This window comes from Delftia sp. S65 (assembly GCF_016516495.1).
GTDB lineage: Bacteria > Pseudomonadota > Gammaproteobacteria > Burkholderiales > Burkholderiaceae_C > Comamonas > Comamonas acidovorans.
This window is the reverse complement of record NZ_JACVUR010000021.1, coordinates 59,662-82,885: the sequence shown is the minus strand read 5'-3', so window position 1 is coordinate 82,885 and position 23,224 is coordinate 59,662. Positions and strand designations below refer to the sequence as shown.

The window sequence follows — 23,224 nt, the reverse complement described above, 5'->3', positions numbered from 1 at the left end:
TTGAAGGTTAAGAATGAGCTACTCCAAAGCAAACATCACCAAGCGCAAGTTTGACGTCGTCATCGTCGGCGCTGGCGGCTCCGGCCTGCGTGCCGCGCTGGAACTGTCGCGCGCCGGCCTGTCCGTGGCCTCGCTGTCCAAGGTCTTCCCCACGCGCTCGCACACCGTGGCTGCGCAGGGCGGCGTGTCCGCTTCGCTGGGCAACATGAGCGAGGACAACTGGCACTACCACTTCTACGACACCATCAAGGGCTCCGACTGGCTCGGCGACCAGGATGCCATCGAGTTCATGTGCCGCGAAGCGCCCAACGTCGTGATCGAGCTGGAACACTTCGGCATGCCGTTCGACCGCAACCCCGACGGCACCATCTACCAGCGTCCCTTCGGCGGCCACACGGCCAACTACGGTGAAAAGCCCGTGCAGCGCGCCTGCGCCGCGGCCGACCGTACCGGCCACGCCATGCTGCACACGCTGTACCAGCAGAACGTCAAGTCCAAGACCAACTTCTTCGTGGAGTGGATGGCGCTGGACCTGATCCGCAACACCCAGGGCGACGTGGTCGGCGTGACCGCCATCGAACTGGAAACCGGCGACCTGTACGAGCTGCACGCCAAGGCCGTGCTGCTGGCCACGGGTGGCGCAGGCCGCATCTTCCAGGCTTCGACCAATGCCTTCATCAACACCGGCGACGGCCTGGGCATGGCTGCACGCGCAGGCATCCCGCTGCAGGACATGGAGTTCTGGCAGTTCCACCCCACCGGCGTGGCCGGCGCGGGCGTGCTGCTGACCGAAGGCTGCCGTGGCGAAGGCGCCATCCTGCTCAACAGCGAAGGCGAACGCTTCATGGAGCGCTACGCTCCCACGCTGAAGGATCTGGCACCGCGTGACTTCGTGTCCCGCTCCATGGACCAGGAAATCAAGGAAGGCCGTGGCTGTGGTCCCAACAAGGACTACATCCTGATGAAGCTGGACCACCTGGGCGCAGACACCATCCGCAAGCGCCTGCCTTCGGTGGAGGAGATCGGCCACAACTTCGCCAACGTGGACATCACCAAGGAACCGATTCCCGTGGTGCCCACCATCCACTACCAGATGGGCGGCATTCCCACCAACATCAACGGCCAGGTCGTGGTGTGGGACGGCCAGCAGAACAACGTGGTCAATGGCCTCTATGCCGTGGGCGAATGCTCGTGCGTGTCGGTGCACGGCGCCAACCGCCTGGGCACGAACTCGCTGCTGGACCTGCTGGTCTTCGGCAAGTCGGCCGGCAAGCACATCGTGCAGTTCGTCAACGGCTTCGGCGACCACAAGGCCGTGCCGGCCGATGGCTCCGAGCGCACGCTCACGCGCCTGAACCAGCTCGACGACTCCAAGGAAGGCACCTACGCCCAGGACCTGGCTGGCGACATCCGCGCCACCATGCAGCAGCATGCCGGCGTGTTCCGTACGCAAAAGAGCATGGACGAAGGCGAAGTCAAGATCAACGCCATCCGCGAACGCGTGGGCTCCGTGACCCTCAAGGACAAGTCCAAGGTCTGGAACACCGCCCGCATGGAAGCGCTGGAAGTGGACAACCTGATCGAAGTGGCCCAGGCCACCATGATCTCGGCCGCTGCCCGCCACGAATGCCGCGGCGCCCACACCGTGTACGACTACGAGCATCCTGCCGACCACGCCGAGTTCCCGCTGGGCCGCAATGACAAGGAATGGCTCAAGCACACCCTGTGGTACAGCGCCACCAACAGCCTGGACTACAAGCCCGTGAACCTGAAGCCCCTCACGGTGGACAGCGTGCCGCCCAAGGTCCGCACGTTCTAATCCAGCAGCCCACGAGAGAACAGACAAATGAAGCGCACTTTCAAGATCTACCGCTACGACCCGGACAAGGATGCCAAGCCCTACATGCAGACCGTCGAGGTCGAGCTGGACGGCCACGAGCGCATGCTGCTGGACGCCCTGGTCAAGCTCAAGGAGATGGACCCCTCCATCTCGTTCCGCCGCTCCTGCCGCGAAGGCGTGTGCGGCTCGGACGCGATGAACATCAATGGCAAGAACGGCCTGGCCTGCCTGACGAACATGAAGACCCTGCAGGGCGACATCGTTCTCAAGCCCCTGCCCGGCCTGCCCGTGATCCGCGACCTGATCGTGGACATGACGCAGTTCTTCAAGCAGTACCACTCGATCAAGCCGTACCTGCAGAACGACAGCTTCGCGTCTCCCACCAAGGAACGCCTGCAGTCGCCTGAAGAGCGCGAAGAGCTCAACGGCTTGTACGAGTGCATTCTGTGCGCCAGTTGCTCCACCAGCTGCCCCAGCTTCTGGTGGAACCCCGACAAGTTCGTGGGCCCGGCCGGCCTGCTGCAGGCCTACCGCTTCATCGCGGACAGCCGCGACGAGGCCACGGGTGACCGCCTTGACAACCTGGAAGATCCGTACCGCCTCTTCCGTTGCCACACCATCATGAACTGCGTGGACGTGTGCCCCAAGCACCTGAACCCCACGCAGGCCATTGGCAAGATCAAGGAACTGATGGTCCGCCGGGCCATCTGATGACCATGACGAATACTCTGCTCGACGAACGCGAGCGAGACCTGCTGCGCTGGCGCTGCCGGCGTGGCCTGGTCGAGAACGACCTGTTCATCGCGCAGTTCTTCGCCACCTACGGAGACCAGCTCACGCGGAGACACGCGAGCGGTCTGTCTGCCTTGATGGACCTGGCAGACAACGACCTGATGGACCTCTTCTTGCGCCGCAAGGAGCCTGAAGGTGAACTCGATACCCAAGAAATCAGGGAAGTTCTGGAACTGGTGCGCAAGCGCAAGCCCGGTTCTCTCCCGCTAGTAGGCTAGGCAATCTAGAGAAGGAAGTTTGGAAATGAAACTCGCAGACAACAAAGCAACGCTGTCATTCAGCAACGGCGCTCCCAGCGTCGAGCTGCCCGTCTACCAGGGCAACGTCGGTCCCGACGTGGTGGACATCCGCAAGCTGTACGCGCAGACCGGCATGTTCACCTATGACCCGGGCTTCCTCTCTACCGCCTCGTGCCAGTCCGCCATCACCTACATCGATGGCGACAAGGGCGAGCTGCTGTACCGCGGCTACCCCATCGAGCAGCTGGCCAAGAACTGCGACTACCTCGAGACCTGTTACCTGCTGCTGTACGGCGAGCTGCCCAACGAGTCCGAGAAGGCCGACTTCGTCGAGCGCGTGACCAAGCACACCATGGTCAACGAGCAGATGCAGTTCTTCCTGCGTGGTTTCCGCCGTGACGCCCACCCCATGGCCGTCCTGACGGGTCTGGTCGGCGGCATGTCGGCCTTCTACCACGACAACATGGACATCAACAACGCTGAGCACCGCGACATCGCCGCGATCCGCCTGATCGCCAAGATGCCCACGCTGGTCTCCATGGCCTACAAGTACGGCATCGGTGCGCCGTACATGTACCCCAAGAACGACCTGAGCTACGCCGGCAACTTCATGCGCATGATGTTCGGCAACCCCTGCGAGGAGTTCAAGGTGAACCCCGTGGTCGAGCGCGCGCTGGACCGCATCTTCATCCTGCACGCAGACCACGAGCAAAACGCCTCCACCTCCACCGTGCGCCTGTGCGGCTCGTCGGGCACCAACCCCTTCGCCGCCATCTCGGCCGGCGTGGCCTGCCTGTGGGGCCCTGCCCACGGCGGCGCCAACGAAGCCTGCCTGAACATGCTGGAATACCTGCAGGCCAACGGCGGCGTTGCCAAGGTCGGCGAGTTCATGGAACAGGTCAAGGACAAGAACAGCGGCGTCAAGCTGATGGGCTTCGGCCACCGCGTCTACAAGAACTACGACCCCCGCGCCAAGCTCATGCAGGAAACCTGCAATGAAGTGCTGGCCGAACTGGGCCTGGAAAAGGACCCCCTGTTCGCCCTGGCCAAGGAAGTCGAGAAGATCGCCCTGGAAGACGACTACTTCGTGCAGCGCAAGCTCTACCCGAACGTGGACTTCTACTCCGGCATCGTGCAGCGCGCCATCGGCGTGCCCGTGAACCTGTTCACCGGCATCTTCGCCCTGGCCCGCACCGTGGGCTGGATCGCCCAGCTCAACGAGCAGATGGCCGACCCCGAGTACAAGATCGGCCGTCCCCGCCAGCTGTTCACGGGCTCCGTGTCCCGCGACGTCAAGCCGATCGGCCAGCGCTGATCGCAGGTCCGAGCCTCAGCGGCCCGGCACCCAAAAGCCCCATGCCTTTGCATGGGGCTTTTTTCATTTGCGAGCTCACCGCACCAGAAGGCCGCACCAGTCCTAGGAACACCATTTTCCCTATCGTGGCATGCCCATTGATTGAGCCTATCCACCTTAAGGTGACCGTTGACCCTCCCTCAAACGGGATGGAGCCGCAGCGCAATGCCCGCTGCCATTCAACGCAACCCCGGGACTCACATGCTTGTCGAAATCAACAAGGACGGAATGCTCATCCATGCGCGCGTCAGGAATGCGCGCAGCCCCGCCATCGAGAGAGGAAAGCGGACCGCCGCCATCACCGGCATCGTCGTGCACCAGACCGATGCCAACACGGCCCAGTCTTCGCTCAACAGCTACAGGAACCCGAAGGCCAATGGGGCGCATTTCCTGATCGACAAGGACGGCACCATCTACCAGACTGCTGCCATCTATCAGCGTGCCAACCATGTGGGCCCGCTGAAGGCGAGATGCCTGCTTGTGGGGAAATGCAAGGCCAGGGACTATGAAGGACTGAAGGCAAAGGGGGTACACCGCATCGAGATGATGAAGGCTCCTGGTGAACGCTATCCGAGCAATATGGAGGCCATAGGTATCGAGATGGTCGGCCGAGCGGAGTTGCCGAAGGGGTTCAAACCTTCCTCCAACGAAGCGGATTTGCCCCCCGAGAGATTGCGAGGAGAGCGCGGCCTCTATCCCGCCCCTACCCAAGCTCAGAACCGGTCACTGACATGGCTTGTTGAAGCACTGCAGGACTCCATGCAACTGTCGCCCGGTGAAGTCTTCAAACATCCCGAGGTAAGTTGGAAAAATCTGACCGAAGCAGAAGGTGCAAACTGGAACCTTCCTACGAACACACCATGAAGTACCACCAATTTTTTTGGGCAATAACTTCAGCGATGGTCATGGCCTCGCCGATTCATGCTGCTGACGCCCGGTATTCTGCAAAGAACATCCAGAAAATCAATATCTTCGCCCCCTCATCAAGCAACCCCGCTTGGGAGGATAAAAAATGGCTCGATTGCGACGATGTGTTCCTGACCGAGGAGGATGTGCGATATGCATTGCAGCATATACGCCGAATTTCGGAAAAAGCCTATTTCAGCGAAGAAAACATGGATAGATCCGGATGCTCCGGAGGTGCGTCCGTCACGTTCAAGAGCGGAAAGATCATCGTCATGGATATCGAGCCAACAGGGCGAATCAGAATCTTCGAGGCGAACAGGAAGCTTGAACCCCTTGGAGTGCCCTCACGCTACTACGACTGCGCTCCTTGCAACAAACGCAAGATGCACCTGCTGCAAGACGCCTTGGACCGCGCCACGGAAAGGCGGCTCAAGGAGCTGAAGAGGCTGGGCCGGCTCCCGCCTTGAGTCACGGTCTGGTCTTCTCTTGCGCGCCGGTTTTGGCAATGGCTCTGACGCTTTACTCAACGCTTCGTGCGGCCGATGCCAGATTGCCGCTCAGGCACGCTCCACCGACCCGGCTGCAACGGCTGGCGGCCTGGTGAACGACCCGCTGGCCGGCTGCGCCGCCTGGCCTGAGCGCCGGGGCCAAGCCCCCTGCTTCACGCAGCGGCGCGGTTTCGCCGACAATGCCCCCCCGGCCCTCGTGGCCGGCCCTTTCTTGCGCCGGGGTTCCGGCCCCAGCCACTCCCTGCACACCATGAACTTTGCCTCCCTCGGCCTGAGCCCGGCGCTGGTCTCCAGCCTCCAAGACCTGGGCCTGGTCGATCCCACGCCCATACAGACCCAGTCCATCGCCCCCGTGCTTGCGGGCCGCGACCTCTGGGCCTGTGCGCCCACGGGCTCGGGCAAGACGGCCGCCTACCTGCTGCCGCTGCTGCAGCGCTGGATGGATGGCGGCAAGGCCCAGGGTGCCCAGGGCGGCTTTGTGCGAACCCTGACCACGCTGATCGTGGTGCCCACGCGCGAGCTGGCCCAGCAGGTGGGCGAGACGCTGTCCGACCTGGGCCGCGCGCTCAAGCAGCCGCCGCGCATCGGCGTGGTCTATGGCGGCGTGTCCATCAATCCGCAGATGATGATGCTGCGCGGCAGTGCCGACTTCCTGGTGGCCACGCCGGGCCGCCTGCTGGACCTGGTGGAGCACAACGCCGTGCGCCTGTCCGCCGTGCGCCACCTGGTGCTGGACGAGGCCGACCGCCTGCTGGACCTGGGCTTTCAGGAAGAGCTGCAGCGCGTGCTGGCCCTGCTGCCGAAGCAACGCCAGACCCTGCTGTTCTCGGCCACCTATCCCGACGCCGTGCAATCGCTGGCCACGGGCCTGCTGCACGATCCCGTTCAGGCACGCGTCGATGCCGCCGAAGGCCAGGATGCCGCCAGCCCGCAAAGCATCACCCAGCGCGCCATTGCCGTGGACCGCGCGCGCCGCACGCAATTGCTGCGCCAGCTGGTGCAGGGCGACACCGCTGCGGGCACCGACCCTGTCACGCTCGAACGTGCCCTGGTCTTCGTGGCCACGCGGCACACGGCCGAACTGGTGGCGGAAAAGCTCTACAAGGCCGGCATCTTTGCCACGGCCTTCCATGGCGACCTGAGCCAGGGCGCACGCAAGGAAGCGCTGGCCGACTTCAAGGCCAAGCGCTGGCAGGTGATGATCACCACCGACCTGGCGGCGCGCGGCATCGACATCACCCAGCTGCCCCTGGTCGTCAACTACGACCTGCCGCGCTCGGCCACCGACTATGTGCACCGCATCGGCCGCACGGGCCGCGCGGGCGAGGACGGCACGGCCATCAGCTTCGTGACGCCGGCCGACCAGGCGCACTGGGCGCTGATCTGCAAGCGCAACCAGCTGGACCTTGAACTGGAGCAGTTGCCGGGCTTCGAGCCCACCGAGCCCGTGCCGCCGCCTCCGGTGGCCCAGGACGGCAACGGCGGCATCAAGGGCCGCCGCCCAAGCAAAAAAGACAAGCTGCGCGCCGCGGCCGCCGAAGCAGCCGAGACCGCAAAAAAGAACTGAGCGTTTCCGGTTCAGCCCGCGCCGCCTCGCCCGCCAAAGCGATCCCGGTACGCCACCGGGGTAATGCCCAAGTGGCGCACGAACAGGTGGCGCAGCGCCTGCTCCGAGCCCAGGCCCACGCGCGCGGCCACGGTCTTGAGTGGCAGATGGGCCTGGCTTTCCAACAGTTGCTTGGCTGCTTCCAGCCGCGCGCTTTCGACAAAGGCCGTGGGGCTTTGCCCGGTTTCCTGCTGGAACACGCGGCGCAGGTGGCGCTCGCTCATATGGGCCTGCTCGGCCATCTGCGTGAGGGTCAGGGGCTCGGCCAGATGGGCCATCACCCACTGCTGCACGGCCTGCACGCCGCCGTGCTGCGCGGCCTGGGCCGCCAGCGGCACGCTGAACTGCGACTGCCCGCCGGGGCGCTTGAGATACATGACCAGGTCACGCGCCACCTCCAGCGCCAGCGCGTGGCCGAAATCCTCCTCCACCACGGCCAGCGCCAGGTCGATGCCGGCCGTCACGCCGGCCGAGGTCCACAGCTGGCGGCTGCCTGCGCCATCGCGGATTTCCTCGCGCAGGTAGATGGCATCGGCATCGACCTGCACGCGCGGATGGCGCTGGGCCAGTTGCGCCGTCACGCTCCAGTGCGTGGCCGCGCGCCGGCCGTCCAGCAAGCCCGCCTCGGCCAGGAAGAAGCTGCCCGAGCACAGCGCAATCAGCCGCTGCACGCGCGGCGCCACGCGGCCCAGCCAGGCGACCAGCTCGGCCGAGCCGCCCAGCACCTGCTCGATATGGCGCGAGCCCACGACGACCACGGTGCAGCCCATGCCTGCAGCCTCCAGCCCGGCCAGCGTATGCGTGGCCTCCAGCGACATCAGCGTGTCCGAGCGCACGGGCCCTTGCCGCTGCGAGACCACGCGCACCTCGTAGCCGTCGCTCTGGCCGCGCGCGCGCAGGTGCACGTTGGCATAGTCGAACACCGACATGGGCCCTATGGCCTCCAGCGCCTTGAAGCCGGGGTAGACGACAAGATCGATGCGGTGGGCGCTGGCGTGGCGGTGGTCCATGGGAAACGGCGGGCTCGGAGGCGGTCAGGGTGGAAAGAATGGGGCGGACTATACGAAAAGACGCAAGCACCCACGGTCAGCAGGCCCGGCCGACGCCGGCCACACCCCTCAGATTCGGACATATCACCTGGGGCTGCGGCCATGATGCGGCCGGGCCGCCCGGCCATGGCCTACATTCAAGGCTTCGCGGAGCGCGCGCACTGCCGTTCCTGAGCCACCCCGACAGAAAGACACGCCCATGAAATCCAAAGCCGCCGTCGCCTTCAAGGCTGGAGAACCCCTGCAGATCGTCGAGATCGACGTGGCCCCCCCGAAGAAGGGCGAGGTCCTGATCAAGATCACCCACACCGGCGTCTGCCACACCGACGCGTTCACGCTGTCGGGCGACGACCCGGAAGGCATCTTCCCCGCCGTGCTCGGCCATGAAGGCGCGGGCATCGTCGTCGAGGTCGGCGAAGGCGTGACCAGCGTCAAGCCCGGCGACCACGTCATCCCGCTGTACACCGCCGAATGCGGCGAATGCCTGTTCTGCAAGAGCGGCAAGACCAACCTGTGCGTTTCCGTGCGCGCCACCCAGGGCAAGGGCGTGATGCCCGACGGCACCACGCGCTTTTCGTACAACGGCGAGCCCATCTACCACTACATGGGCTGCTCCACCTTCAGCGAGTACACCGTGGTCGCCGAAGTCTCGCTGGCCAAGATCCACCCCGATGCCAACCCCGAGCAGGTCTGCCTGCTGGGCTGCGGCGTGACCACGGGCCTGGGTGCCGTCAAGAACACCGCCAAGGTCCAGGAAGGCGACACCGTGGCCGTGTTCGGCCTGGGCGGCATCGGCCTGGCCGTGATCCAGGGCGCCAAGCTGGCCAAGGCCGGCCGCATCATCGCCGTGGACACCAACCCCTCCAAGTTCGACCTGGCCCGCACCTTCGGCGCCACCGACTGCGTGAATCCCAAGGATTTCGACAAGCCCATCCAGCAGGTCATCGTCGAGATGACGGGCTGGGGCGTGGACCACAGCTTCGAGTGCATCGGCAACGTCAACGTGATGCGTGCCGCCCTGGAATGCGCGCACCGCGGCTGGGGCCAGTCGGTCATCATCGGCGTGGCCGGCGCGGGCCAGGAAATCTCCACACGCCCCTTCCAGCTGGTGACGGGCCGCAAGTGGCTGGGCACGGCCTTCGGCGGCGTCAAGGGCCGCAGCGAACTGCCCGGCATGGTCGAGCAGGCCATGAGCGGCGAGATCCAGCTGGCCCCCTTCGTCACGCATACCATGGGCCTGCCGGAGATCAACGAGGCTTTTGACCTGATGCACGAAGGCAAGTCCATCCGCTCCGTCGTCGTGTACTGAAGCTCCCCCTGAGGCGCTGCGCGCCTGGGCAGCGCCAGTTTCATGGGCCGTTGACCGTGTATAGCGTATCAACTCCCATCTTTGAATGCTGCACGCACCGCTTGCCAAGGTGCCCGTAGCATTTTTCTTTTTGAGGAACACCATGTCCGCACTGCCGCCCCTGGAACTCAAGAACGCCCATGCCTGCTTCGGCGGCGCACAGCGTTTCTACGAGCATTTCTCCGCCGAGATCGGCCTGAGCATGAAGTTCTCGGTCTTCCTGCCGCCCAAGGCCGTGGCCGGCGAGAAGGTGCCCGCCGTGCTCTACCTGGCCGGGCTGACCTGCACCGAAGAGACCTTCATGACCAAGGCCGGCGCCCAGCGCCTGGCCGCCGAGCTGGGCATTGCGCTGATCGCGCCCGACACCAGCCCGCGCGGCGCAGGCCTGCCCGGCGAGGCCGATGCCTGGGACTTCGGCGTGGGCGCGGGCTTCTACCTGGACGCCACCACCAAGCCCTGGGCGCTGCACTGGCGCATGGAAAGCTATCTGCTGGGCGAGCTGCTGCCGCTGATCGCCGCACGCCTGCCCATCGACGCGCAGCGGCTGGGCATCTTCGGCCACTCCATGGGTGGCCACGGCGCGCTCACGCTGGCGCTGCGCCATCCGGGCCGCTTCAAGAGCCTGTCGGCGTTCGCGCCCATCGCCAACCCCGTCAACTGCCCCTGGGGCCAGAAAGCCTTCTCAGGCTATCTGGGCGATGACCGCAAGACCTGGGAAGCCCATGACGCCAGCTGCCTGATGGCCGCCCAGACCCAGGCGCCCTACCCGGACGGCATCCTCGTGGACCAGGGCCTGGCCGACAAGTTCCTGATCGAAAAGCAGCTGCTGCCCGAAGCCTTCGAGGCCGCCTGCGCCCAGGCCGGCCAGCCGCTGACGCTGCGCCGCCACGGCGGCTACGACCACGGCTACTACTTCATCCAGAGCTTCATTGATGACCATCTGCGCCATCATGCAGAGCAGTTGAGTACCCCCTGAGGCGCTTCGCGCCTTCCCCCTCTCTCGCTTCGCGGGAGGGGGACGACGCCATCGCCGCGAGGCGGCTCTTGCTCGGCGTCCCTGTTTTTTTGGCCGCGCCAGTTTCAAAGGGTGATGCGCCCAACAGGTGCAGGGCAGCTTGCCTCAACCTGGCCTATGGCCAGCGCGCATGTCCTGCGCAATACGCTCCAGTACCTGCGGCAGGTCCTTCACGCTGGCGATCACGTGGTGGGCGCCGGCTGCGCGCAGCTTGGCCTCGGCGCGGGCCACGCGCTCGCGCACTTCTTCGGCGGGGGCGGCGGCCAGTTCGGTGGGGGAGTAGCCGACTTCGTTGCCGGACAGGGTCAGGCCCACGGTCCACATGCCGGCGTTGCGGCCTTCCTCGATGCCGGGCACGGTGTCGTCCACCTTCACGCAGGCGCGCACGTCGCCGATGCCCAGCGCCAGCACATTGGCCAGCGCCATGAAGGGGCCGGGGCGGCCGCCTGCGGCCATTTCATCGCCGGCCACCACATGGTCGGGAGCCAGGCCGTTGGCCGCTGCCTGGGGCAGCAGCTGGTTCAGGACTTCACGCGGATAGCCCGAGCACGAGCCCACCTTCAGGCCCTGCGCGCGCAGCCAGCCCAGCAGCTCAGGCGCGCCTTCGATGGGTGCCGAGAACTCGCCGACCTTGGCGATCTGCATGGGCATGAAGCGGGCGTAGATGGCGTCCACGTCGGCGTCGCCAGGCTGCTGGCCGAAGGCCTTGTGCCATTGCGCGCGGATGCCTTCGTCCTGCAGCAGCTCGTGGATGTGCTGCCACTTGGACAGTCCCATGGGACCGCGCGCCTGGGCCAGGGTGATGGTGATGCCGAAGCTGGCAAAGGCCTCGACAAAGATCTGCGTGGGCGCCAGCGAGCCGAAATCGACCAGGGTGCCGGCCCAGTCGAAGATGACGGCCTGCAGCGGCGACAGATCGGCGGCGGTGGCGGTGGAGACGGTGGTGTGGTTCATGGTGCTTTTTGACTAGGAAAGAGGTTCAAACAGAAGAGGGCCGCACGCGCCTGTTCATTCCAGCGTGCGGATGAAATTGCGCCCGCGCGGGCCGGATGCGGCCGACTGCAGCAGCTGCTGCCACTCATCCCCAGGCACGCCGTAGTGGGCGGGATCGGTGGCCACGCCCAGGCCTTCGAGGAAGTTGCGCAGGCGCTGCACGGCCAGCTCGCCCGTGGCGGCATCGAAGATGGACAGCAGGGCCGCGTCGGCCTGGTCGTCGGCGCCCAGGGCCATCTCCAGCACCAGCGGCAGGCTGAACGAGCAGGCAATGCCGTGGGCCACGCCATGGCGCAGCGTGATGTCGTAGGACAGCGAATGCGCCAGCGCCGTGCGGGTGTTGGAGAAGGCCAGGCCGGCCATCAGGGCGGCCTCGGCCATGCGGCTTCGCAGCGGCAGGCTGCCCAGGTCCTGCATCAGCGCGGGCAGCGTGGCCAGGGTGCGGCGCGCGGCGCCCACGGCCAAGGTGGTGGAGACGGGATTGCGGTGCCGGTTCCAGATGGACTCCAGCGCATGCGACAGCGCATCCAGCCCCGATGCCAGCGTGGCGCCGGCTGGCAGGCTTTGCATGAGCTGCGCGTCGATGATGGCGGCCTCGGGCCAGGTCCAGTGCTGGTGCAGCGAGTGCTTGCGGCCAGCGGCCTGGTCCCAGATCGTGGCCCAGGGCGTGACCTCGCTGCCCGTGCCGGCAGTGGTGGGAATGGCGATCAGCGCCTTGTGGCCTGCGGCCGGCAGGGCCAGCCCCTGCTCCAGGGCCTGCAGCAGTTCGCCGAAACGCCGCGTGGGCGTGGCGCACATCAGCGCCTTGGCCGAGTCGATGGCGCTGCCTCCACCCAGGGCCACGATGCACGGGACCTCGGCGTATTCGCGGTGCACGCGGTCATACAGCGGGGCCAGCCACTGCACATCGGGGTTGGGCGCAATGCCGTCCACCACGCCGCGCAGCTGGCTGCCCAGCCGTTGGCGCAGCTGCTGCACCAGGCCCAGGGATTCGGCCTCGGGAAACGTCACCAGCAGGCAGTCGCGCCCGGCCAGCAGCTCGGGCAGGCGGTCCAGGCGGCCGGGGCCGGCATGGATGGAAACGGGGTTGTGATAGGTCCACACAAATCGGTCCTTTGAATGAAACGGGGGCGCCGGGAAAAGCACAGCCCTCAATGGCGGGTGCCCTGCTGGATGCGGCGGCGCAGCCAGTGGGAGACGAGATCGGCGGCGATCACCATCACGGTGATGACCACGATGCAGGTGGCCGTCTCCTGGTAGCGGAACAGCTTGAGGCTGCCGACCAGCTCGAAACCCAGCCCGCCCGCGCCCACCATGCCCAGCACCGTGGCCGAGCGCAGGTTGACCTCGAAGCGGTAGAGCACGACCGCGATCCAGGCCGTGATGGCCTGCGGTATCACGCCGAAGACGATGAGCTGCAATTGCGTGGCGCCTGCGCTGCGCAGGGCCTGCAGCGGGCCGTCGTCGATCTCTTCGATGCTCTCGGCGAAGAACTTGCCCAGCATGCCCATGCCATGCAGGGCCAGGGCCAGCACGCCGGGAAACGGCCCCAGGCCCACGGCCGAGACAAAGACCAGCGCCAGGATCAGCTCGTTGATGCTGCGCACCACGTTCAGGAACTGCCGCGTGATGCGCCGCAGCCAGTGCCAGCCATGCAGGTTGCTGGCCGCGATGAAGGACAGCGGCAGCGCAAGCACCACGGACAGCAGCGTGCCCCAGATGGCGATCTGCACCGTCTCCAGCGCGGGCGCCATCAGGCGCGGCAGCATGCTCCAGTCCGGCGGCACGGAGCGCGCCACGAAGTCTGCGATCTGGGGCATGCCTGCCGCCAGTTCGCCCCAGCTCATCTGCGCGCCGCCCGCGCTCCAATGCAGCACCCAGGCGATGGCCAGGGCCGCAGCCGCATAGCCGGTCCAGCCCAGGGCGCCGTGGGGGCGCGGCGCGGTCCATTGCCAGCGGTCGCGCGGCTCGGGGCTCCAGGAGTTGGCGCTGGTCATCACACTCCTCCTGCGGGCGCGCTGGCCCGCATCCACGAGGCAGGCACCGGCGCCTGCGCATGCAGGCCGGCAGGCCCTATGGCCGCCGTGCCCGGTGGTGTGTCCGGTTCTGCGCCCTGCCCTGCTCCTTGCCCTGCGCCTTGCCCTGCAGTGGGCTGCGCATGGTAGATGGCCTGCAGCGCGGCCTCGTCCAGCGCCTGCGGCGATCCGTCAAAGACCATGCGGCCCTGGGCCAGGCCCAGCACACGGTCGCCGAACTCCCGCGCGTAGTCCACCTGGTGCAGGTTGCAGACCACGGCAATGCCCAGCTCGCGCGTGGCATCACGCAGGTACTGCAGCACGCTGCGCGCGGTCTTGGGGTCCAGGCTGGCCACGGGCTCGTCGGCCAGGATGACCTGGGGCTGCTGGGCCAGCGCGCGGGCAATGCCCACGCGCTGCATCTGCCCGCCCGACAGCGCCTCGGTGCGCTCCAGCGCCTTGTGGGCCAGGCCCACGCGCTCCAGGCACTGGTCGGCCAGGCGGATATCGCTTTCGCGGAACAGCTGCAGCACCGAGGCCAGGGTGCCGGTCTGGCCCAGGCGCCCGGTCAGCACGTTCTTGCGCACCGACAGGCGCGGCACCAGGTTGTGGTGCTGAAAGACCATGGCCACGTGGCGAGCCAGCTCGCGCCGGCTGTGCCTGCCGCCGCCCAGCATCAGGTCCATGCCGCCCACCTCCAGCGTGCCGCTGTCGGCGCGGGCCAGGCCGTTCATGCAGCGCAGCAGCGTGGACTTGCCGGCCCCCGACAGGCCCAGCATGACGACGAACTCGCCGGGCTGCACATCCAGGTCGATGCCATGCAGCACATGGTTGCTGCCATAGCTCTTGCGCAATTGGCGGATGCGGATCATTTCATGCTCCCCAGGTCGAGCTTGAGGGCCTTGGCCGTCTGGCGGACCACGTCATAGGCCTTGTCATCCGTGGCCGCGAAGCCGTCGAGCACGCCCTGGTCGCCCCAGGGCAGGTCCTTGACCTCGGCCAGGGCCGCAGCCACCTTCTGCTTGGTGCCGGCGTCCAGGTTCTTGCGCCAGGTCATGGGCGACTCGGGAATGGGCTGGGAGCGCCAGACGATCTGGAAGTCCTCGCGCTTGACCAGGCCCTTGCTCACGGCCGAGTCGAAGATGCGGTCGGCCACGGCCGCCGCATCCACCTTGCCGTTGGCCACGGCCATGATGCTGGCGTCGTGCGAGCCCGAGAAGATCACGCGCGAAAAGCCCTTGTCCGCATCGAAGCCCTCGGCCATCAACCCGGCCTTGGGAAACAGGTGGCCCGACGCCGAGGTCGGGTCCACAAAGGCAAAGCTGCGGCCCTTGAGATCGGCCACGCTGGCCGGACCCTTGTCCTTGCGGGAGATCACCATGCTGTGGTACGCGCTCTTGCCCGTCTTCTTGGTCACGGCCACGGCAAAGGCCTCGGCGCCTGCCACCTGGCTGGCCAGCACGTACGAGAACGGGCCGAGGAAGGCGATGTCGATCTTGTTGGAGCGCAGCGCCTCGATCACGCCGTTGTAGTCATTGGCCACGAAGGGCCGCACCTTCATGCCGGTGCGGGTGGCCAGCTGGTCCATGACCTGCTGGCTGGCGCGGATCATGGCCTGCGCGTCCTCCGAAGGGATCAGGCCCACGCGCAGCTCGGCGCTCTGGGCAAAGGCGGCAGTGGTAGCGGTGGCGGCGGTGGCGGCCAGGGCCAGCACGGCGCCGGCATGGCGCAGCCAGGTCTTGCGGTTCATCTTCATGGGAGCGTTCCTTTGCATCAGGTCAGGCACATCGGCAGATCGGTGGATCCGTGAATCGCCGGCCAAATCGCCAGGCGGGTGGGGATGGCTGAATGCTAGGAGCGACATATTTCTGCCATGTGAAAGTTTCAGAATCGGTTTTGACAGCATCCATAGACAAAACCTTGAGATACCGACTTTCGTGAGCAACGCCCGCTACCGCGCCTTCATCGCCGTCGCCCACCACGGCAGCCTCAGCGCCGCCGCCCGCGCACTGGGCGTGAGCCAGCCCACCATCTCCACCCAGATCGCCACGCTGGAGCGCCAAAGCCAGATCGAGCTGTTCCACCGCCGCGGCTACCGCATGACGCTCACGGGCGCAGGCGCCAGACTGCTGCCCATGGCGCAGAAAATCATGGCGCTGGAGGCCGAGGCCGAGTTCTTCCTGCGCGACTCGGGGCAGTTGCACCAGGGCGAGCTCAAGATCGGCGCCGTGGGGCCCTTCCATGTGATCGAGATGGTGGCCGCCTACCGCGCACGGCACCCGGGCATGCAGCTGTCCATCCGCATGGGCAACTCGCAGCAGGTGCTGGCCGACCTGGAACGCTACCACACCGACGTGGCCGTGCTCGCCGGCCTCTACGACCGCCCGGAGCTGCTGGCACGCGAGTACGCGCGCCACGCCATCGTGCTGTTCGCCCATGTGGCCCATCCCTTCGCGCGGCGCAGCGAAATCGCGCTGTCCGAACTGCAGGGCCAGCCTTTGCTGCTGCGCGAGCACGGCTCGACCACGCGCACCGCGCTGGAATCGGTGCTGCAGGCCGCCGGGGTGCAGCCGCGCACCGAGCTGGAGATCGGCAGCCGCGAAGCCATACGCGAAGCCGTGGCGCGCGGCCTGGGACTGGGCGCCGTGTCCGAAGCCGAATTCATCCCCGACCCGCGCTTTCGCCCGCTTCGCATCGCGGGCGACCCGGCCACCACCACCACCTATGTCTATTGCATGCGCGAGCGCAGCGACAGCCTGCTGGTGAGGTCTTTTCTGGAGGCGGTTTGAGGGCCGCGCCGGGCCACCTCGGCCCCCGCCTCAGCCCTCCACCCTGATTCCGCGCGCCTGGATCAGCCGGGCCCACTTCGCCCGTTCATCGCGCATGAAGGCGTCAAAGCGCTGCGGCGCCCCCCCTCCATCCTCTGCTCCGAACTCTTCGAGCTTGGCCACCACATCGGGCATGGCCAGGATGCGGTTGACGTCCGCATTGATGCGGGCCACCAGATCGGCGGGCATTCTTGCGGGGCCCACCAGGCCGAACCAGATGCTCGCGTTGAACCCGGAATAGCCCTGCTCCGCCACCGTGGGAATCTCCGCGAAGGCCTTGGCGCGCTTCACGCCCGTCTGGGCCACGGCATGGACTTTTCCGCCCTTGATGAAGGGCGCCGCCGTGGTCATCCCCTCGAACGCGTAGTCGATCTGGCCGCCCAGCAGATCCGTCATCACGTTCGACGCGCCCTTGTACGGGATATGGAGCGCGGACACCGCCGCAGTCTGCTCGAACAGCGCTAGCGCAAGGTGCTGGGCCGACCCCGTGCCCGAGGAGCCGAAGCTGACCTCCCCCGGCTTTTGCTTCAATGCGGCCAGCAGGCCCTGCATGGTGGCGGAAGCCTTGGGGCTGGCAACCAGGACCTGCGGGGTCTGGCCCACCAGGGCGATGGCGGAGAAGTCCCGCTCCGGCGAGAAGCCGAGCCTGGGGTTGAGCGCAGGGGCAATGCCCAGCGCGTTGATGTGGCCCATCATGAGCGTCTGCCCATCGGGCGCGGCCCTGGCGGCCTCGGCAGCGGCGATCAGCCCCGCCGCCCCTGGCCGGTTCTCGACGATGACGGGAATGGCCCACAGCTGGTTGAGCCGGTTGGCGATGATCCGCGCCAGGATGTCCGTGCCGCCGCCTGCCGAGAAGCCGACGAGGATTTTGACCGGGCCCGCTGGCGGCCTGGCCTGTGCAAAGCCCGGATGGGCATGCAGGGCGGCGGCTGCGGCGGCCGAGGTCAGGAACTGTCTGCGTTGCATGGCTTGTCTCCTTGGATGATGGGCTGGCGGCGGTCTTACGCCACCGAGGTCCAGCGGCCGAACCGGGGCACCTGCGCCTCGTCGAAATTGAAGCCGAGCCCCGGCGTCTGGTGCAGCACGACACGGCCCTTTTCCTGCGCCAGCTGGCGGTCCAGCAGGCGGCGGAAGTTCAGCACCTGGTCATCCCAGAAGAACTCGACATAGCGCGCATTGGGGGTCGCGGCCACCAGCGGCGCGTGCACATCGTGGAACCAGTGCGGACACATCTGCAGCCCATAGCCCGCCGCCATGGCGGCAATGCGCTTCCACTCGGTAATGCCCCCGCAGACTGCGGCGTCGGTCTGCAGGATGGATGCGGCGCCCATGTCGAGCAGATGCTTGTGGTACCAGCGGCCATAGCCGATTTCCGCGGTGGCCACGGGAATGCGGGTGAGCTTTGCCAGGCGGGCGTGGCTTTCGACATCGTCGGGGCTGAACGGCTCCTCGATGAAATAGGGGTCGTACGCCTCCATGCGGCGCAGGTACTGCATGGCCTGCACGGTGTCCACCCAGCCGTTGTTGCAGTCCAGCATGAGCTCCACGTCCGGGCCGATGGCTTCGCGCGCCGCCTTCACGCGCGACTCCTCGCCCTGGGGCGACCAGCGGCCGGTCTTCATCTTGACCGCCTTGAAACCCAGCTCGACATAGCCGGCCATCTCCTCGCCGACATGGCCGGCGGTCTTGCCGTCCACGTAGTAGCCGCCGCTGGCATAGGCCGGCACCGTGTCCAGCTCCACCGCGCCCAGGTACTTGTGCAAAGGCAACTGGGCGGTGCGGGCATTGAGGTCCCACAGCGCAATGTCGAGAGCGCTGAGTGCGCGCATCACGGTGCCCATGCGGCCTTGCAGCAGCGCCTCCTGGTACATCTCCTTCCACAGCCCTTCGACGGCCAGGGACTCGCGGCCCAGCAGCACAGGACCGAGCAGCTGCTCGACCGCGACACGGAACAGCTCGCCCGCCGCATTGCCGACATAGCAAAAGCCGATGCCTTCGACGCCGTCGCTGCTGCGGACCTTGACCAGTCCGTAGTGGCGGTCGACCACGGTGCGGTTCGACAGATAGGTGACCTTGTCCAGCGGCACGCGGGCAACGCAGACTTCAATGGATTCGATGAGGGGCATGAGCTCTCCTGACATGGTTTGGAAGCGGGAACGAGCGAACTTTGCGCTTCAGGAGATCTGCAACAAAGATGGTGTCCCATGGTTCAGATGACGCAAAATGCGTCGCATGGATTCGCGCTTTCTCCAGAGCTTCATTGCCGTCGTGGACTGCGGCTCGATGGCCGACGCCGCGCGCAGGCTGGACCTGCCGCCCACCACCGTGGCCCAGCAGATGCGTGCGCTGGAGGCCGACGTGGGCTGCGCACTGCTCACGCGGGTGGGCCGGACGGTGCGGCCCACCGTTGTGGGTGCCCGGATCGTGGAGCATGCGCGGGAGGTGCTCAAATCCGTGGAGAACCTGAGGTCGGCCGCCTCGGCCACCGAGCTTCCCGCAGGCCCATTGAGGCTGGGGGCAACGCCCACGGCGCTGATGGGCCTGGTGCCCCCGCTGCTGCGCCGGTGGATGAGCGCCCATCCGGCCGTGCGCGTCTACATCGAACCCGGCACTTCCTCACTGCTGCTGGACCAGGTGCAGGCCGGCCATCTGGATGCGGCCATCCTTGTGCACCCGGCCTTCGCCATGCCCAAGACCTGCGAATGGCGGCTGATGCGCAGCGAGGCGCTGATTCTTCTCGCGCCCCGGGACATGAAGGTGCGCGATCCGCTGCTCACGGCCGCACGCGAACCCTTCATCCAGTACGACCGAAAGGTGGTGGCAGGAAAAATGGCGGATGAATACCTGCGGGGCCACGGCATCAAGCCGAAGGTCCGCTTCGAGCTGGACGGCATCGAGCAGATCGCACAGCTGGTTGCGGAAGGATTTGGTGTCTCCATCCTGCCGGACTGGCCCGTGCTGGGACCGCCGGATGCCAGAACGCGCCGATGGCCGCTGCCCCCTCCGAGCCCGTCCCGCGAAGTGGGCATGGTGTGGCTGCGCTCTTCGGTGCGCTCCCCACTGGCAGCCGCCTTGTCCGAACTGATCGATTCCCGCTAGCGGACCATGCCCTGACCTGTGCCTGGCACGCAGGCTCTCAGAACAGGCTGCGTTGCGGCAGCAAAAGCGACGGGTGGTAGAGGCTGCAATCGAGCCGCAGCGGCTCGCGGTTGAACCCGTACCGACGGCAGGCCAGGGCGAAGCGCTGGCGCAGCAGCTCGGCCCAGTGGCCGGTACCTTTCATGCGCTGGCCGAACTCGGCGTTGTACACGCGGCCGGCCTCGCGCTGCTCGCCCTGGATGCCGTGCAGGTCGCGCACGCGCTCCATCACGCGGCGGGCGCGGTCGGGGTAGTGCACCTGCAGCCATTGCTCGAACAGCGGCGCCACTTCCCAGGGCAGGCGCAGCACGGCATAGAAGGCATGGCGCGCGCCTGCGTCGGCGGCCGCCTCCAGCACCTTCTCCAGGTCTTCGTTGATGAAGGGAATCTGCGGTGCCAGGCTCACGCCCACGGGCACGCCCGCCTCGGTCAGCGCGCGGATGCTGCGCAGCCGGCGGTGGGGCGCGGCGGCGCGCGGCTCCAGGTGGCGTGCCAGGTCGGCATCCAGCGTGGTCAACGTGATGTGCACCGAGGCCAGGCCCTGGCGCGCCAGCGGGGCCAGCAGGTCCAGGTCACGCTCCACCCCGCTGCCCTTGGTGACGATGGAAAACGGGTGGCGCGCCTCGGCCAGCACTTCGATCAGGCGGCGCGTCAGCCCCAGTTCGCGCTCTATGGGCTGGTAGCAGTCGGTGACCGAGCCCAGCATCACGGGCGCGGCCACATGGCTGGCGCGCGACAGCTCGGCGCGCAGCAGCTCGGGCAGGTTCTGCTTGGCGATGAGCCGGGTCTCGAAGTCCAGCCCCGGCGACCAGCCCAGGTAGCTGTGCGTGGGCCGGGCATAGCAATAGATGCAGCCGTGCTCGCACCCCCGGTAGGGATTGAGCCCCATGTGAAACGGCAGGTCGGGCGACTGGTGGCGGCTCAGCGCCGAGCGGGCCTGCTCCCAGCGCAGTTCGGTGCGCAGGGGCGCGGCTTCCTCGTCTTCGGCCGGCGCCTCAAGGCTGCCCCAACCGTCATCGAAGGCCTCGCGCGGGTCGGTGGTGAAACGGTGGGCCAGTTGGCTGGCTGCGCCCCGGCCCTTGATGGCGTGCAGGGGAATGAAGGCCGGCTCCGGAGAGAGGTCTGGGTTGGCGCGCATGGGGTTCGCTCCCGCAACGATGAATACTGTACAAACATACAGATCATAGCTGCGCAGCAGCCCGTTATCCAGAACGATGACAATGCCCCTGATCCATGCCATCCAGACCCATGCACCACATCCGCCCTGCCATCGACAGCGACTTCCCGTCCTTGCTGGCCTGCGATCCATATGCCCGCAGCCATGCTGAACGCCAGGCCTTTCTGCGGGAGAAAACGGCCGCTGGCGCGGTATTGCTGGCCGAGCGGGATGGCTCCGTGCCGGGTTTTGTCGTGCTGGAGCCCGGATTCTTCGGCCATGGGTTCATCTCCCTCATCGCCGTGGCAGATGCAGCGCGGCGCAGCGGCGTGGCGCTTGCACTGCTGGCGGCGGCCCGGCAGCGCTGCACCACGGACAAGCTCTTTACCTCGACCAATGCATCGAACCTGGCCGCGCAGGCGCTGTTCGCCCAGGCGGGCTTTGTGCCCAGCGGGCGCGTGGACAACCTGGACCCCGGCGACCCCGAGCTGATCTTTTTCAAGGCCCTGGGCAGCACGCGCGCGCAGTAGCGCTCGCAGCAGGCCGCGTCAAGCCCACGCCAATCCGCACCGCACCGTGCGGGTTCGCTTGGCAGAACCCACACGGGCCTGCACAATGGGTCTATCGCACCAACTTGGTGCTTTTCTCTTTTCTGAAGATGCCTTGGCCCGGACAACCGCGTTGCCCGGGCTTTTGTCCGTTTGGGCGCCGCTGCCCTTCACTGCAGCCACGGCGCAAGCACACAAGGGAGCCAACACCATGGAGCGCAAGCCCCACATCATTCTTTCGTCCCTGGACCTGGAGCGCATCGAGGCCCTGCTGGACAAGCAACCCGCCTTCCCCGGCCGCGACGCGCTCGAGGCCGAGCTGGACCGCGCCGACGTGCTCGAACCCAAGGAAATGCCGCCCAATGTGGTGACCATGAACTCCACCGTGCGCTTCACGCTGCTGGAGTCGGGCAAGTCCAATACGCTGACCCTGGTCTATCCCAAGGAGATGGATGGCAGCTCCGACAAGGTGTCGGTCTTCGCGCCCGTGGGCATTGCCCTGCTGGGCCTGAGCGTGGGCGACCAGTCGCGCATGGCCGGTCCCTCGGGCCAGGTCACCGTGCGCGTGGATGCCATCGAGTTCCAGCCGGAAAGCGCAGGCGAGCTGCACCGTTGAACGCCGACCGGCGTGAAGCGAAAAAGGCAGCCAACCGGCTGCCTTTGTTGTTTGTGGACTGACGCACGGCGCCTCAGCGCAGGCCTGCCAGAAACGCCGCGATCAGGCCGGTGCCCACCAGGCCCGCCTGCCAGCGCAGCGCCATGTGCCAGCTGGGAACGTGGCGCTCCACGCGCTCGTACAGCAGATGGCCGGCCGCAATCGACAGCACGAAGGCCGTGCACATGCCCAGCAGGGCGGCGGGAATGGAATGTGGCCAGAAATGGCTTTCCACGGCATTGACCAGCAGGCAGACCGAGAAGTGCACGAGAAACACCGAGTACGAAATCTTGCCCAGCCGACGCAGCGGCGCCCAGCCTTGCGCCTGGGCAAACGCGGGGCTGCGCATGGCCACGACCAGGGCCAGCGCCGTAGCACCGGCCAGCGCGATGCGGTCGCGCCACTCCAGTGCCAGTGCCGCCACCACCAGGGCCACGATCAGCAGGGACCAGCTCCAGGCCGTCGAGGACTTGTCCGCATGCGCGGCCCAGTAGGCCAGCATGCCCAGGCCGTAGGCGCCAAAGAAGTACGGCGCCCACACATCCCATTGCGCATCCAGATTGAAGCCCAGCAGCGAAGCCGCCACGCCGATCACCACCAGCGCCTGCGCCACGCTCAGCGCCCAGGGCCAGCAGCGTGACAGGGCGTCGCCGCCAAAGCGGCGGCGCAGCAAGGCACCGCCCCAGCGCGTGCCGGCCAGCAGCAGCGCAGTCAGCGCAAAAAGCTGGAAGTCGATGGACACATACCAGACGCCCGCAGACAGCGACTCCTCGCCCACGATGTTCTGCAGCAGCAGCGCATGCGCCACCAGTTGCCAGAGATCGGGCTCGCCCGACACCGAGGCATGGTCGAACCAGGGCCGCACGGCGGCCGAGACCACGATGGCCACGACCAGCGCCACCGCATAGGGCACGACCAGACGCACGAAGCGGCGCCCGATGCGCGACCACGGATCGCTGTGCTGGCCGTGGCCTTGCGGCGCCATGCTGGCTGCCGCCAGGTAGCCGCCCAGCACCAGGAAGATCTGCACGGCCATGCGCGCATATTCATAGAGCCAGTCGATGAGTTCCGGCGCGGCCGGATGGGCGATATCGGACATGGGGCCGTAGAAGGCCAGGTGGTGCCAGATGATGGCGGCACAGGCCAGGCCCTTGGTGCAGTCGATCAGCGCACTGCGGCTAGCGTGGGACATGGGGCAATCTGTAGTCGGTACGGGGCGGGAAGGCGCAGGGC

At 66.7% G+C, this 23,224-nt stretch carries 23 protein-coding genes; 13 read left to right on the top strand and 10 right to left on the bottom strand.

Features of this window, described 5'->3' with window-relative positions; translation table 11 throughout:
* Window positions 1–13 precede the first annotated feature (13 nt).
* The 7 genes from sdhA to IAE24_RS17510 all read left to right on the top strand — a co-directional run bounded on the left by sdhA (window position 14) and on the right by IAE24_RS17510 (window position 7,207).
* Window positions 14–1,819 (top strand): succinate dehydrogenase flavoprotein subunit, encoded by a 1,806-nt coding sequence (gene sdhA, locus IAE24_RS17540; protein ID WP_012204345.1) that lies wholly within the window; start codon window positions 14–16, stop codon window positions 1,817–1,819.
* A gap of 27 nt (window positions 1,820–1,846) precedes the next feature.
* Complete coding sequence (locus tag IAE24_RS17535; RefSeq protein ID WP_012204344.1) at window positions 1,847–2,551, top strand: succinate dehydrogenase iron-sulfur subunit; 705 nt, start codon at window positions 1,847–1,849, stop codon at window positions 2,549–2,551.
* Window positions 2,551–2,850, top strand: a complete 300-nt coding sequence (locus IAE24_RS17530) for an FAD assembly factor SdhE (RefSeq protein ID WP_012204343.1) — start codon at window positions 2,551–2,553, stop codon at window positions 2,848–2,850. The genes IAE24_RS17535 and IAE24_RS17530 overlap by 1 nt, the downstream gene beginning before the upstream one ends.
* 25 nt (window positions 2,851–2,875) lie before the next feature.
* Window positions 2,876–4,186: a citrate synthase gene (locus IAE24_RS17525; protein ID WP_012204342.1), complete on the top strand. Its 1,311-nt coding sequence runs from the start codon at window positions 2,876–2,878 to the stop codon at window positions 4,184–4,186.
* A 240-nt stretch (window positions 4,187–4,426) separates the two neighbouring features.
* A complete protein-coding gene (locus IAE24_RS17520; RefSeq protein WP_233626262.1) occupies window positions 4,427–5,089 on the top strand; it encodes a peptidoglycan recognition protein family protein in 663 nt (220 codons plus the stop codon).
* Window positions 5,086–5,598 carry a hypothetical protein gene (locus IAE24_RS17515; protein WP_199961259.1) on the top strand — a complete coding sequence of 171 codons (513 nt, stop codon included), beginning with the start codon at window positions 5,086–5,088 and terminating at the stop codon, window positions 5,596–5,598. The genes IAE24_RS17520 and IAE24_RS17515 overlap by 4 nt, the downstream gene beginning before the upstream one ends.
* A gap of 292 nt (window positions 5,599–5,890) precedes the next feature.
* On the top strand, window positions 5,891–7,207 hold the full coding sequence (locus IAE24_RS17510) for a DEAD/DEAH box helicase (protein WP_096915707.1): 1,317 nt from the start codon (window positions 5,891–5,893) through the stop codon (window positions 7,205–7,207).
* Window positions 7,208–7,218: 11 nt separating this feature from the next.
* On the opposite strand, the gene IAE24_RS17505 is transcribed toward IAE24_RS17510, so the two are convergent.
* Complete coding sequence (locus IAE24_RS17505; protein WP_199961258.1) at window positions 7,219–8,256, bottom strand: GlxA family transcriptional regulator; 1,038 nt, start codon at window positions 8,254–8,256, stop codon at window positions 7,219–7,221.
* 238 nt (window positions 8,257–8,494) lie between these two features.
* Between IAE24_RS17505 and IAE24_RS17500 the strand changes: the two genes are divergently transcribed.
* The gene (locus IAE24_RS17500) at window positions 8,495–9,604 is read left to right on the top strand and encodes an S-(hydroxymethyl)glutathione dehydrogenase/class III alcohol dehydrogenase (protein WP_012204334.1); all 1,110 of its coding nucleotides are present in this window, start codon (window positions 8,495–8,497) and stop codon (window positions 9,602–9,604) included.
* A gap of 142 nt (window positions 9,605–9,746) precedes the next feature.
* Window positions 9,747–10,619: an S-formylglutathione hydrolase gene (fghA, locus tag IAE24_RS17495; RefSeq protein ID WP_325100545.1), complete on the top strand. Its 873-nt coding sequence runs from the start codon at window positions 9,747–9,749 to the stop codon at window positions 10,617–10,619.
* A 144-nt stretch (window positions 10,620–10,763) separates the two neighbouring features.
* Here the strand turns inward: fghA and phnX are convergent, their stop codons facing one another.
* Genes phnX through phnD form a run of 5 tightly spaced genes read right to left on the bottom strand, consistent with a single transcriptional unit; the run spans window position 10,764 to window position 15,422 of the window.
* On the bottom strand, window positions 10,764–11,612 hold the full coding sequence (gene phnX, locus IAE24_RS17490) for a phosphonoacetaldehyde hydrolase (RefSeq protein ID WP_199961257.1): 849 nt from the start codon (window positions 11,610–11,612) through the stop codon (window positions 10,764–10,766).
* Between the two features lie 54 nt (window positions 11,613–11,666).
* A complete protein-coding gene (gene psrA / locus IAE24_RS17485) occupies window positions 11,667–12,755 on the bottom strand; it encodes an iron-containing alcohol dehydrogenase PsrA (protein ID WP_199961256.1) in 1,089 nt (362 codons plus the stop codon).
* Window positions 12,756–12,802: 47 nt separating this feature from the next.
* Entirely contained in the window at window positions 12,803–13,648 is an 846-nt protein-coding gene (gene phnE, locus IAE24_RS17480; RefSeq protein ID WP_013803443.1) for a phosphonate ABC transporter, permease protein PhnE, read from the bottom strand.
* The gene (gene phnC / locus IAE24_RS17475; RefSeq protein ID WP_199961255.1) at window positions 13,648–14,538 is read right to left on the bottom strand and encodes a phosphonate ABC transporter ATP-binding protein; all 891 of its coding nucleotides are present in this window, start codon (window positions 14,536–14,538) and stop codon (window positions 13,648–13,650) included. Before phnC ends, phnE begins: the two co-directional genes overlap by 1 nt.
* Window positions 14,535–15,422, bottom strand: a complete 888-nt coding sequence (gene phnD, locus IAE24_RS17470; RefSeq protein WP_013803445.1) for a phosphonate ABC transporter substrate-binding protein — start codon at window positions 15,420–15,422, stop codon at window positions 14,535–14,537. Before phnD ends, phnC begins: the two co-directional genes overlap by 4 nt.
* A 181-nt stretch (window positions 15,423–15,603) precedes the next feature.
* Between phnD and IAE24_RS17465 the strand changes: the two genes are divergently transcribed.
* Window positions 15,604–16,455 carry a LysR substrate-binding domain-containing protein gene (locus IAE24_RS17465; protein WP_199961254.1) on the top strand — a complete coding sequence of 284 codons (852 nt, stop codon included), beginning with the start codon at window positions 15,604–15,606 and terminating at the stop codon, window positions 16,453–16,455.
* Window positions 16,456–16,485: 30 nt separating this feature from the next.
* Here the strand turns inward: IAE24_RS17465 and IAE24_RS17460 are convergent, their stop codons facing one another.
* Both IAE24_RS17460 and IAE24_RS17455 read right to left on the bottom strand, forming a co-directional pair.
* Window positions 16,486–17,460: a Bug family tripartite tricarboxylate transporter substrate binding protein gene (locus tag IAE24_RS17460; protein WP_199961253.1), complete on the bottom strand. Its 975-nt coding sequence runs from the start codon at window positions 17,458–17,460 to the stop codon at window positions 16,486–16,488.
* 35 nt (window positions 17,461–17,495) lie between these two features.
* Window positions 17,496–18,620, bottom strand: a complete 1,125-nt coding sequence (locus IAE24_RS17455; protein WP_199961252.1) for a mandelate racemase/muconate lactonizing enzyme family protein — start codon at window positions 18,618–18,620, stop codon at window positions 17,496–17,498.
* Window positions 18,621–18,726: 106 nt separating this feature from the next.
* Between IAE24_RS17455 and IAE24_RS17450 the strand changes: the two genes are divergently transcribed.
* Complete coding sequence (locus IAE24_RS17450) at window positions 18,727–19,593, top strand: LysR family transcriptional regulator (RefSeq protein WP_100566198.1); 867 nt, start codon at window positions 18,727–18,729, stop codon at window positions 19,591–19,593.
* 37 nt (window positions 19,594–19,630) lie between these two features.
* Here IAE24_RS17450 and IAE24_RS17445 read toward each other — a convergent pair whose 3' ends face one another.
* Complete coding sequence (locus IAE24_RS17445) at window positions 19,631–20,770, bottom strand: PA0069 family radical SAM protein (protein ID WP_199961251.1); 1,140 nt, start codon at window positions 20,768–20,770, stop codon at window positions 19,631–19,633.
* Between the two features lie 95 nt (window positions 20,771–20,865).
* Between IAE24_RS17445 and IAE24_RS17440 the strand changes: the two genes are divergently transcribed.
* Both IAE24_RS17440 and rnk read left to right on the top strand, forming a co-directional pair.
* Window positions 20,866–21,318, top strand: a complete 453-nt coding sequence (locus IAE24_RS17440; RefSeq protein WP_043823856.1) for a GNAT family N-acetyltransferase — start codon at window positions 20,866–20,868, stop codon at window positions 21,316–21,318.
* 229 nt (window positions 21,319–21,547) lie between these two features.
* A complete protein-coding gene (gene rnk / locus IAE24_RS17435; protein WP_013803451.1) occupies window positions 21,548–21,952 on the top strand; it encodes a nucleoside diphosphate kinase regulator in 405 nt (134 codons plus the stop codon).
* A gap of 73 nt (window positions 21,953–22,025) precedes the next feature.
* Here the strand turns inward: rnk and IAE24_RS17430 are convergent, their stop codons facing one another.
* The gene (locus IAE24_RS17430) at window positions 22,026–23,183 is read right to left on the bottom strand and encodes an acyltransferase family protein (RefSeq protein ID WP_199961250.1); all 1,158 of its coding nucleotides are present in this window, start codon (window positions 23,181–23,183) and stop codon (window positions 22,026–22,028) included.
* Window positions 23,184–23,224 lie beyond the last annotated feature (41 nt).

What these genes read in the sequence shown, in the direction of transcription:
- IAE24_RS17500 (WP_012204334.1), top strand. Translation starts at nt 8,495, where the DNA reads ATGAAATCCAAAGCCGCCGTCGCCTTCAAGGCTGGAGAACCCCTGCAG.
- IAE24_RS17520 (WP_233626262.1), top strand. Translation starts at nt 4,427, where the DNA reads ATGCTTGTCGAAATCAACAAGGACGGAATGCTCATCCATGCGCGCGTC.
- rnk (WP_013803451.1), top strand. Translation starts at nt 21,548, where the DNA reads ATGGAGCGCAAGCCCCACATCATTCTTTCGTCCCTGGACCTGGAGCGC.
- IAE24_RS17505 (WP_199961258.1), bottom strand. Translation starts at nt 8,256, where the DNA reads ATGGACCACCGCCACGCCAGCGCCCACCGCATCGATCTTGTCGTCTAC.
- IAE24_RS17515 (WP_199961259.1), top strand. Translation starts at nt 5,086, where the DNA reads ATGAAGTACCACCAATTTTTTTGGGCAATAACTTCAGCGATGGTCATG.
- IAE24_RS17525 (WP_012204342.1), top strand. Translation starts at nt 2,876, where the DNA reads ATGAAACTCGCAGACAACAAAGCAACGCTGTCATTCAGCAACGGCGCT.
- IAE24_RS17430 (WP_199961250.1), bottom strand. Translation starts at nt 23,183, where the DNA reads ATGTCCCACGCTAGCCGCAGTGCGCTGATCGACTGCACCAAGGGCCTG.
- phnE (WP_013803443.1), bottom strand. Translation starts at nt 13,648, where the DNA reads ATGACCAGCGCCAACTCCTGGAGCCCCGAGCCGCGCGACCGCTGGCAA.
- phnX (WP_199961257.1), bottom strand. Translation starts at nt 11,612, where the DNA reads ATGAACCACACCACCGTCTCCACCGCCACCGCCGCCGATCTGTCGCCG.
- IAE24_RS17535 (WP_012204344.1), top strand. Translation starts at nt 1,847, where the DNA reads ATGAAGCGCACTTTCAAGATCTACCGCTACGACCCGGACAAGGATGCC.
- IAE24_RS17440 (WP_043823856.1), top strand. Translation starts at nt 20,866, where the DNA reads ATGCCATCCAGACCCATGCACCACATCCGCCCTGCCATCGACAGCGAC.
- IAE24_RS17530 (WP_012204343.1), top strand. Translation starts at nt 2,551, where the DNA reads ATGACCATGACGAATACTCTGCTCGACGAACGCGAGCGAGACCTGCTG.
- IAE24_RS17510 (WP_096915707.1), top strand. Translation starts at nt 5,891, where the DNA reads ATGAACTTTGCCTCCCTCGGCCTGAGCCCGGCGCTGGTCTCCAGCCTC.
- phnD (WP_013803445.1), bottom strand. Translation starts at nt 15,422, where the DNA reads ATGAAGATGAACCGCAAGACCTGGCTGCGCCATGCCGGCGCCGTGCTG.
- IAE24_RS17450 (WP_100566198.1), top strand. Translation starts at nt 18,727, where the DNA reads ATGGATTCGCGCTTTCTCCAGAGCTTCATTGCCGTCGTGGACTGCGGC.
- fghA (WP_325100545.1), top strand. Translation starts at nt 9,747, where the DNA reads ATGTCCGCACTGCCGCCCCTGGAACTCAAGAACGCCCATGCCTGCTTC.
- IAE24_RS17445 (WP_199961251.1), bottom strand. Translation starts at nt 20,770, where the DNA reads ATGCGCGCCAACCCAGACCTCTCTCCGGAGCCGGCCTTCATTCCCCTG.
- IAE24_RS17460 (WP_199961253.1), bottom strand. Translation starts at nt 17,460, where the DNA reads ATGCAACGCAGACAGTTCCTGACCTCGGCCGCCGCAGCCGCCGCCCTG.
- phnC (WP_199961255.1), bottom strand. Translation starts at nt 14,538, where the DNA reads ATGATCCGCATCCGCCAATTGCGCAAGAGCTATGGCAGCAACCATGTG.
- IAE24_RS17455 (WP_199961252.1), bottom strand. Translation starts at nt 18,620, where the DNA reads ATGCCCCTCATCGAATCCATTGAAGTCTGCGTTGCCCGCGTGCCGCTG.
- sdhA (WP_012204345.1), top strand. Translation starts at nt 14, where the DNA reads ATGAGCTACTCCAAAGCAAACATCACCAAGCGCAAGTTTGACGTCGTC.